The organism is Rubellimicrobium roseum, from assembly GCF_006152145.1.
Classification (GTDB): domain Bacteria; phylum Pseudomonadota; class Alphaproteobacteria; order Rhodobacterales; family Rhodobacteraceae; genus Rubellimicrobium; species Rubellimicrobium roseum.
The window spans coordinates 1-8,708 of record NZ_VDFV01000083.1 but is presented as its reverse complement, the minus strand read 5'-3'; the positions used below and the strand labels follow the sequence as shown (position 1 = coordinate 8,708).

The window sequence follows — 8,708 nt, the reverse complement described above, 5'->3', positions numbered from 1 at the left end:
CGTCGCCTGACCTGAAGGGGAAAGGGGCAACCTCGGCCTCCAGTCGAGTTCCGCAACAATGCCCCTCGGACCGCTCTCCCATCGCCGGGGGAGAAGGACCGGTCCTTTCATTAGGTCTGAAAGTCCAAGGTCGATCACGAATTGGCGATACATCCATCGGGCAGGATGGCATCCAAGGCGGGAATGACTTCCTCGGCGAATGGATGGCGCGCTGCGGCGGACTCGTCAATCTCAATGCCCAGGCCGGGCGACTCGGGGACGGCCCAGGCGCCGCCTTTCATCGCCAAGGGGTGAACTGCGCACACCTCCTCAAACCAGGGCACGATTCCGACCGCTTCCTCCTAGATCACGAAGCCTGGCGTGGCCACCTCGAACTGGAGCGCCACCGCGCCCGCGACGGGGCCTATGGGGTTATGCGGGCAGATCCCTATCTGTGCGGCCTCGGCGATGGCGGCAATGCGGCGCCCTCCGGAGAAGCCTAAGCAGTGGGAAAGGTCTGGCTGCACGAAAGTCACGGCCCGCAACGCCGCGAGTTCCGCGTATTCGGGCGAGGTGAAGAGCCGCTCACCGGTCGTAAGCGGGCAATCCACCCGCCGCGCGAGGTCGGCCAAAGCCGCAGGGTAGCCGGGCTGAATTGGCTCCTCGACGGAGAGGGGGCGGATCGGCGCCAGGGCGTCCACGTAGGCGCGCGCCGCCTCGACCGAGTCCGGCCGCCCGTGGGAGTCGAACATCAGGTCCACTCCCTCCCCCACTGTCTCGCGCAGGCGAAGCGCGAGTCGCTCGACCGAGCAAACGGACGGCAAGGGCGCGGCATGGCCAGTGTAGGACACGACCCCGAGCTTGATCGCGTCGTAGCCCAGCGCCAGGGTCTCGGCGACAGCCTCGCAGAAGGGCTCGACGTCCTGAGGCGCCCGCCGCTGGGCATCGCCGCAATAAAGATGGGTGTAGACCCTCACGCGGTCGCGCACCCGGTCGCCCAGGAGTTGCCAGACCGGCACGCCCAAGGCTTTGCCTTTGATGTCCCAAAGCGCCTGCTCGATGCCCGAGGCGGCTGAGAGACCGACGGTGCCCAAGGGCCAGAAGCTCAGTTGAGTCATGCGGCGGACGACGTGCTCGATGCGCAGCGGATCCTCGCCCAGGATAAGGGGCGTGAGGTCCTCGATTGCGCCCACGACCACGCGGGTCTTCCACTCCACCGTGGCCTTACCCCAGCCGTGGAGGCCTGGCTGGTCGGTCAGGACCTTGACGAAGATCCAGTTGCGGAACACGGCATTGACGACGACGGTCTCAATGGCGGCAATTTTCACGGAGGTCCTCTGATGTCATCGGCTTGGGCGCCGGATGCGCGGCGCGGCAGCACAGCCTTGCCCGCTTCAGATCAGACGTAAAGAAGGTTGGTGGTGAGGGAGAAGCCGCTGCGGCCGCACTTGCGTAAATCAGCAGGCCTGAACGCCTCGCTGCCGTCGGGTGCGGCGCGAGAGGCCGTGGAAGCCCTGGGCCGCAGGATCGTGGCTGGCATCTGGCCACCCGGCGCAACCATCCCGATCGAGCCCGAGCTCGCTCAGGTGTTGGGCGTGAGCCGGGCGACGGTGCGGGACGCCGTCAAGGTGCTGTCGGGCAAGGGCCTCCTGCGGACCGCCCGCCGCTACGGCACACGCGTGCGCCCTTTGGAGGAATGGCACCTCCTCGATCCAGACGTCGCTGCTTGGCACGGCCCAGCCCATCCGCGCATTGGCCGGATGTTTGCCGAGACCACCGAGTTGCGCTGCGCCATTGAGCCCGCCGCGGCCGCGCTCGCAGCCCAGAGAGCCACACCGGAGCAGGTGAGGACCCTGCTCGCCGCCGCAGAGGCCCTGCGGCCCGGCGAGGTGGACATCGTGGCGCTGTTCGAGGCCGATCGGCGCTTTCACTGCACGATCCTCGACGCCACCGACAACCTGATGATGCGACAACTGCAGGGGATCATCACCACGATCCTGCGCATCTCCTACGAATTCGGAGTGCAGAAGGTGGACGGCCGGCCCGTGTCGCGCGAGGGCCACTTCCTGGTGGCCGAGGCCGTGGCGCGGGGAGATGCGGCGGGCGCGCGTCGCGAGATGGAGCGAATGCTGGACCTAAACCGCGCGATCGCCGAAGCCTATTGGCGAAATCGGGCCATGGCCGAGAACCCGGCAGGCGCGGCGGGGGGCGGCTGGCCGGGCGTCTAGATATGATCTTGACAGGGGCCCAGCCGCCGGGCCTCAATCCCCTCAAGAAGACCACCAATGGGAGGGGAGACTATGACCATCGTCAGGACGGGCACGTCCGTGGCGGCCATTGCCGCCTGGCTTGGCATTGCAGGCGCCGCCGCCGCGCAGACCACGATCGACATGCTCCACGTCGAGAACAATCCCGACGCCGTCGCGCTCTGGGAAGAGTTGGCGGCCGAGTACGAGGCCGCCAATCCCGGCATCGACGTCAATCTCGAGTTCCTTGAGAACGAGGCCTTCAAGGCCAAGCTTCCCTCTCTTCTCCAGTCCGACGAAGCCCCCGACATCTTCTACAGTTGGGGTGGCGGCGTGCTCGACATCCAGCGTGAATCCGGCGCCCTGCGTCCCCTCACCGAGATGATGGACGCCGAAGGCGGCGCTTGGCGCAACACCTACTCCGAGGGGGCGATCAACGGCCTCAGCTTCGACGGCGACGTCTGGGCTGTTCCCTATCGCACGGGTGTGGTGGCCTTCTTCTACAACAAGGAGCAATTCGAGCAGGCGGGAGTGGAAGCCGCCGCCATTCAGACCTGGGACGACCTCCTGGCCGCAGTCCAGACACTCAAGGACGCGGGCCTCACGCCTATAACCTGCGGCGGCGCAGACAAATGGCCGCTTCACTTCTACTATTCCTACCTCATCATGCGGAACGGGGGCTCGGCGGCCCTGGAGGCCGCCAAGTCCGGCGCCCCTGACGCCTACCTTGACCCGGCCATCGTGCAGGCAGGCGAGCAGGTGGCCGAGCTCGGCGCGCTCGAGCCCTGCCAGAACGGCTGGCAGGGGAGCCGCTGGCCTGAGCCTCTGGGCGACTTCGCCGACGGCCGCGCGGCGATGATCCTTGGCTTCGAGGACACCAACCTCGACCAGATCTCGCAGGCCACCGACGGCCAGGGATTGGCGCAGGAGAACATCGGCCGCTTCGCCTTCCCGGTGGTCGAGGGCGGCGCCGGCGCCGCCACCGACACCTTCGGCGGGCTCAACGGGTGGGCGGTGACGGCCAACGCTCCCGACGAGGCGATTGACTTTCTCCGCTGGTTCACGGCTCCCGAGCAGCAGCGGCGTCAGGCCGAGACCACGGGCATGATCCCCGTCGTGGCAGGCGCCGAGGAGGGCGTTGTCGACCCGCTGGTGCGCGCTTCGGCCGAGGCGCTGGCCACGTCCGGCTACCACCAGAACTACCTCGACCAGGACCTCGGCCCCAACCTCGGGCGCACCGTGAACGACGTTACGGTCGAGCTCTGGGACGGCAGCACCTCGCCCGAGGACGCGGCGCAGACGCTCCAAGACACTGCCATGATGGAGGAAATGTGAGACGCCCCGTCCCCGGGACGCGCCCAGGCGGTGCGACCCGGGGGGAAAATTGGCGCGGCGGCGGGAGGGCGGCATGACAACAGGCACCACCGCGGGTCCGGTTGTCCGATCGGGGGATCGCCTTTGGGGCCTCTCGCGGCGGCAACTTACGTCGTTGCGGACCACCCTGCCCGTGGTGGTCCTGTTCCTGCCCCCTGCCCTCCTCCTTTTCACGCTCTTCGTCGTCCTGCCGATGGGCGAGGCCGCGTGGTACTCGTTCTACAATTGGAACGGCTATGGCGCCCCCGAGCAATGGGTGGGCCTGCGCAACTACGAGTTCGTGCTCAGCCACAAGGTCTTCCTTACCGCGCTCCGGAACAACGGCCTGATCATCGTGGTCTCGCTCCTCGTGCAGATCCCGCTGGCGCTGTGGCTCGCCAACCTTCTCGCGCACCGCATCCGAGGCGCGCTCATGTTCCGGCTGATCTTCTTCCTGCCTTACGTCCTCGCGGACGTGGCCGCGGGGCTGATCTGGCGCTTCGTCTACGACGGCGATTTCGGCATCGTCTCGGGTGTGGTGCAGGTCGCGGGCGGAGAGCCAGTCTATCTTTTGGCCGAGCGCGAGACGGCGATCTGGGCGGTGCTCGCCGTGATCGTCTGGAAGTACTTCGGCTTCCACATGATGCTGTTCATCGCCGGGCTCCAGGCCATCGACAAGGAGGTCATGGAGGCAGCCGAGGTGGACGGCGCCACTGGCTGGCAGAAGTTCTTCCGCATCACTCTCCCGCTCCTCGCCTCGACGGTACGATTGTCGGTGTTCTTCTCAATCGTGGGCTCGCTCCAGCTTTTCGACCTCATCATGCCGCTCACGGGTGGCGCGCCCGGCAACTCGACCCACACGATGGTCAGCTACCTCTACCAGTTCGGGGTGGTCCGCCTGCAGATCAGCTTCGGCAGCGCGGTGGGCGTGGTGCTGTTCGTCATCAGCGTGACGCTGGCCTTCACCTATCGCAGGATCTTCATGCGCCATGACTAGCCGACCCGCCCCCGGCGCGGCAGGGCTGAGGCCCGACGCGCTCCGCCAGTCCTACATCTACGCGGCGTTGATCTTGGTGGCGGCTGTCGTCATCATCCCGCTCGCCATGACGGCGCTCGGTGGCTTCAAGACCTTGGGCGAGTTGCGCACCAACGCCTTCGGTCTGCCCAGCGACTGGCAGTGGTCCAACTACGGCGACATCCTGTTCAGCGAGCGCTACTGGCTGCAGATGCGCAACTCGCTTGTGATCGCGCTCCTCACCGTGGGCCTGACCTTGGCGGTGGGCTCCATGGCGGCCTTCGTCTTCGCGCACGTGGCGTTCTTCGGCTCGCGCTACCTGCTGAACTACTTCCTGCTCGGTCTGATGTTTCCGGCCGCGACGGCGATCCTGCCACTCTTCATCCGCATCCGAGACCTGGGGCTGATCGACACCTATTGGGCGGTCGTTCTGCCGCAGGTGGCCTTCGGCCTCGGCCTCTCGATCCTGCTCATGCGCAACTACTTCCGCGGCATGCCCAAGGAACTCTTCGACGCGGCCTTCGTGGACGGCTGCGGCTACATTCGCTTCTTCTGGCGCATCACGCTACCCTTGTCGCGGCCGATCCTCGCCACCGTCGGCATCATCTCCTTCGTGTCGAGCTGGAACAGCTATATCCTGCCGCTGATCCTCCTGAACTCCGAGGAGATGTATCCCTGGCCCTTGGGCATGATGGTCTATCGGGGCGAGTTCGCGACCGACTGGCAGCTGGTGCTGGCCTTCATCACGCTGACCATCCTGCCCACGGTGATCGCCTTCTTCGCGGCGCAGCGGCACATCATCGCGGGGCTCACAGCGGGGGCGGTCAAGTCCTGACTGCCCGGGGAAGCATCACGCGCTGACGCGCCCCCCCATGGCTGCATCGAAGACATGGACGAAGTCCGGTGTGATATGGACGGTCATGGCACCCTCGCGCCGCAGGTCTGTCGCGCCGCTGATGCCGACCATGATCTGGCTCCGGCCGAGGTTGACGGCGTAGTACGTCTGCCCTCCGGTGGGCTCGACGAAGTCGATGGCCCCGGTGAGCGCGTTGCCCGCACCCTCGGGCGTCAGGTGCTCGGGGCGCAGGCCCACCGTGACCGCCATCCCCTCCCGCGCGCCCGGGCCCGGGCGGAAGTCGAGTTCAGGCCCGTCCGCAAGCCGCGCCCGCAGCGCGCCGTCGCGGCCAACGAGCTCGCCGTCGACCAGGTTCATGGCGGGGCTACCGATGAAGCCCGCAACGAAGCGGTTCACTGGCCGCTGGTAGAGCTCCATGGGCGATCCCACCTGCTGAATCACACCGCCTTCGAGCACCACCACGCGGTCGGCCAGCGTCATAGCCTCGATCTGGTCGTGGGTGACGTAGATCGAGGTGGTGCCGACCTTGCGGTGCAGCGTCTTGATCTCGCCCCGCATCTGCACCCGCAGCTTGGCGTCGAGGTTCGAGAGCGGCTCGTCGAACAGGAAGGCCGAGGGGTCGCGCACGATGGCACGGCCCATGGCGACGCGCTGGCGCTGGCCGCCCGAGAGCTGGGCGGGCGAGCGGTCGAGCAGTGGCTCGAGCTCAAGCATCCGCGCCGCCTCCGCGACCCTGCGGGCGATCTCCGCCTTGGGCACGCGCGAGAGTTCGAGGTTGAAGCTCATGTTCTTGGCGACGGTCATGTGCGGGTAGAGCGCGTAGCTCTGGAACACCATGGCGATGTTGCGCTCGCGCGGGGTCAGGTCATTCACCACCCGGTCGCCGATGCTGATCTCGCCGACGGTGATCTCCTCGAGCCCGGCGATCATGCGCAGAAGCGTGGACTTGCCGCAGCCCGAAGGGCCGACGAGGGCCACGAACTCGCCTTCCTCGACGGCGAGGTCGATGCCCTTGATAACCGGCACCGCGCCGTAGCTCTTCTCGATGCCGCGCAGCGTGACGGATGCCATGTGTCCCCTCCCGATCGTCCTCGGCGCCGTCTTGCGAGCAGCCTTCTAGATAGAAGCTAGCGGATCAGGGACCTGCCACAACCCCGATTGTAACTGGAACGATCAGGCAAGACACGACAATGGCCCAAGGCTTGACCGCCTTTCGATCAGGGTGGTCAGCTGAAGCACGGCGTGGGTGCCGCAGAGGGATATGTCGGCCGCCGCGGCGCAACGTTTCCTGGTCGCTCCAAAGCTCGGTCGTGACTCAAGTTGCAGGTGTCGCTGCCACCTCAAGGGAGGGCACCCCGGATCCCGCAGCCGGTTCATGTCAGCGGCGCCGACAAGGACATCCATCGCGGCCTTGGGGCCCAGTTCCGTCCGCAGCCGTCCTGATTCAGAGAGAACCGCAGCTTCGGTCTTGCGCCTCGGGGGGCGCGCCGGGATAAGTCAGGTCTGACTTGCAGGAGAGGCCCATGGTCGTGCAGCCCGACCCCGGTAAACCCAACGAGCGCCGCCACCGCAGCGAGCCGCTGCTCAGGGACATCTACATCGCCGATCCTTCGGCGCACCTCTTCGAGGGCCGGATCTACGTCTATGGCTCCCACGATATCGACGGCACCACGCCCGAAGACGATCTCGGCTCGCACTTCGAGATGCGGGACTATCAGGTCATCTCCATGGACCGCGTGGGAGGGGAAGTGACCATCCACGAAGTGGCGCTCGACGTGGATGACGTGCCCTGGGCCTCAAGGCAAATGTGGGCGCCGGACGCTGCCACGAAGAACGGGCGCTACTTCCTCTACTTCCCAGCCAAGGACCATGAGGGCGTGTTCCGGATCGGCGTGGCAACTGCCGACCGACCCGAGGGGCCCTTCCGGGCGGAGCCGGAGCCCATCAAGGGCAGCCACAGCATCGACCCGGCGGTGTTCACCGACGACGATGGCGCCAGCTACATGTACTTCGGCGGGATCTGGGGAGGTCAGCTTCAGCGCTGGACCATGGGACATTACGACCCGAACGGCTCCAAGACCGATCTCGAGCAGGACGAGCAGCCGGCCCTGAACCCAAGGGTTGCCCGGCTCACCGACGACATGCTGGAGTTTGCCGAGCCCCCGCGCGAGGCCCTGATCCTCGACGAGAAGGGCTTCCCACTCCTGGGCGGCGATCACGACCGCCGCTTCTTCGAGGCGGCCTGGATACACAAGCATGCGGGCCAGTACTACCTGAGCTACTCGACCGGCGACACGCACTACCTCACCTACGCCACCAGCACCTCGCCCTATGGCCCGTTCACGTATCGGGGTCGGATCCTGGAGCCGGTTCAGGGCTGGACCACGCACCACTCCATCCTTCAGGTCGCGGAGCAGTGGTACCTGTTCTACCACGACACCCAGCTGTCGAACCGGACGCATCTGCGCAACGCCAAGGTGACGGAGCTGACCCACCGCCCTGACGGCACGATCGAGGTGATCGACCCCTTCCTGAGATAACTGCCGGGAGGCGAGTGGAGGCTTGAGGCCGCCTCTAACATGGCCTGACGGCGAGCGTCGGCCATTGCCGGGTGGTGGAAAGCAAAAAAGGGTTTCGTCGGCTTAGCGCCAAGAGGCTGCTTTCTCAACCGCTGCCCCGACCGGCCGTCAGGCTTCGCACGGCGCGGCCGACCAGGTCGCCTGTGTCTCTGTCATCCGCCGAGCAGACTTCTACCTCCATCCCGGAGACCATGCGTGATGCTGCCGCGGGTGGGCAGGAGCGGGATAAGACAGGCTTGCAGGGCGTGGTAGAGATCGGGTTTGCCGACGAACACCCGCGAGACGGGGCGAAGATCAGGGCCGAGTTCGGGAAACCAGCCGCAATGCTCGCGGTCGATGAGGAAGCTGGCCGTGAAGTCCCAGATCCGCCGGTACCAGAGCTCGAACCGCAGGTCCGGGTCGATGGCGGCCAAGGTCGCGGCCGCACCGGTCCCCTCGGCGCACGGCCACCAGAACCGGTCGGCCTGCGCCGGCTGGTCCTGCCAGTCGAGCGTGTAGTAGAACCCGCCCATCTCACGGTTCCAGCCGATCTCCACCGTGCGAAGTAACAGCGCCTTGGCAGCCTCGGGCAGCCAGTCGTGCCGTCGGCCGCCCAATTCCCAAAGCTGAACTAGGGCTTGTTGACGTTCACCTCAGTCGGATGACGGTGGCTGCCAAGGAGATGAAGGCGCTGAAGCTTT

Annotated in this window: 8 protein-coding genes and 1 pseudogene; 5 read left to right on the top strand and 4 right to left on the bottom strand. The window is 66.4% G+C overall.

The genetic code is table 11. From position 1 onward, the window contains the following. Window positions 1-134 precede the first annotated feature (134 nt). The gene (locus tag FHG71_RS24095) at window positions 135-323 is read right to left on the bottom strand and encodes a hypothetical protein (protein WP_218014216.1); all 189 of its coding nucleotides are present in this window, start codon (window positions 321-323) and stop codon (window positions 135-137) included. 18 nt (window positions 324-341) lie between these two features. Then, window positions 342-1,307: an enolase C-terminal domain-like protein gene (locus tag FHG71_RS22230; RefSeq protein WP_218014215.1), complete on the bottom strand. Its 966-nt coding sequence runs from the start codon at window positions 1,305-1,307 to the stop codon at window positions 342-344. Window positions 1,308-1,427: 120 nt separating this feature from the next. Between FHG71_RS22230 and FHG71_RS22225 the strand changes: the two genes are divergently transcribed. The 4 genes from FHG71_RS22225 (at window position 1,428) to FHG71_RS22210 (ending at window position 5,428) form a co-directional block, all read left to right on the top strand. Further along, window positions 1,428-2,207: a FadR/GntR family transcriptional regulator gene (locus FHG71_RS22225; RefSeq protein WP_176559580.1), complete on the top strand. Its 780-nt coding sequence runs from the start codon at window positions 1,428-1,430 to the stop codon at window positions 2,205-2,207. 72 nt (window positions 2,208-2,279) lie between these two features. Further along, window positions 2,280-3,560 (top strand): extracellular solute-binding protein, encoded by a 1,281-nt coding sequence (locus FHG71_RS22220; RefSeq protein ID WP_218014214.1) that lies wholly within the window; start codon window positions 2,280-2,282, stop codon window positions 3,558-3,560. Between the two features lie 73 nt (window positions 3,561-3,633). Continuing rightward, window positions 3,634-4,575 (top strand): carbohydrate ABC transporter permease, encoded by a 942-nt coding sequence (locus FHG71_RS22215; protein ID WP_139083908.1) that lies wholly within the window; start codon window positions 3,634-3,636, stop codon window positions 4,573-4,575. Next, a complete protein-coding gene (locus tag FHG71_RS22210) occupies window positions 4,568-5,428 on the top strand; it encodes a carbohydrate ABC transporter permease (protein ID WP_139083907.1) in 861 nt (286 codons plus the stop codon). The genes FHG71_RS22215 and FHG71_RS22210 overlap by 8 nt, the downstream gene beginning before the upstream one ends. A 15-nt stretch (window positions 5,429-5,443) precedes the next feature. Here the strand turns inward: FHG71_RS22210 and FHG71_RS22205 are convergent, their stop codons facing one another. Beyond that, window positions 5,444-6,520 carry an ABC transporter ATP-binding protein gene (locus tag FHG71_RS22205; protein WP_139083905.1) on the bottom strand — a complete coding sequence of 359 codons (1,077 nt, stop codon included), beginning with the start codon at window positions 6,518-6,520 and terminating at the stop codon, window positions 5,444-5,446. Between the two features lie 452 nt (window positions 6,521-6,972). On the opposite strand from FHG71_RS22205, the gene FHG71_RS22200 reads away from it, so the two are divergent. Continuing rightward, on the top strand, window positions 6,973-7,989 hold the full coding sequence (locus FHG71_RS22200; RefSeq protein ID WP_139083904.1) for a glycoside hydrolase family 43 protein: 1,017 nt from the start codon (window positions 6,973-6,975) through the stop codon (window positions 7,987-7,989). Window positions 7,990-8,180: 191 nt separating this feature from the next. Here FHG71_RS22200 and FHG71_RS22195 read toward each other — a convergent pair. Continuing rightward, a pseudogene (locus tag FHG71_RS22195) lies at window positions 8,181-8,630 on the bottom strand (AGE family epimerase/isomerase); the annotation flags it as partial. Between the last annotated feature and the right edge of the window lie 78 nt (window positions 8,631-8,708).